This is a genomic window from Anabaena sp. CCY 9613 (assembly GCF_963920895.1).
In the GTDB taxonomy this organism is placed as follows: Bacteria; Cyanobacteriota; Cyanobacteriia; order Cyanobacteriales; family Nostocaceae; genus Cyanocohniella.
Window position 1 is genome coordinate 1 of sequence record NZ_CAWUDE010000079.1, and the last position, 232, is coordinate 232.

1 protein-coding gene is annotated in these 232 nt (G+C 47.4%); it reads right to left on the reverse strand.

What is annotated here, in order from left to right; translation table 11 throughout:
* Positions 1-142: leucine-rich repeat domain-containing protein (locus ACM0OT_RS23865; protein WP_414566852.1), on the reverse strand; the 142-nt coding region annotated here is incomplete at its 3' end.
* Between the last annotated feature and the right edge of the window lie 90 nt (positions 143-232).

A 232-nucleotide genomic window follows, 5' to 3' on the forward strand; every position in this document is an offset into this window, starting at 1 on the left:
GCAGACTGCTCAGTTGATTACTACCGAGGTGGAGCGATCGCAGGTTGGTGAGTTGAAAAATTTCCGATGGCAAACTGCTCAGTTGATTATCGTAGAAGTAGAGTTTTTGCAGGTTGCTAAGTTGGACAATTTCTGGTGGCAAACTGCTCAGTTGATTACAGCCGAGGTGGAGCGACTCAGGTTGCTAAGTTGACCAATTTCCGGTGGCAGACTGCTCAGTTGATTAAAGCCG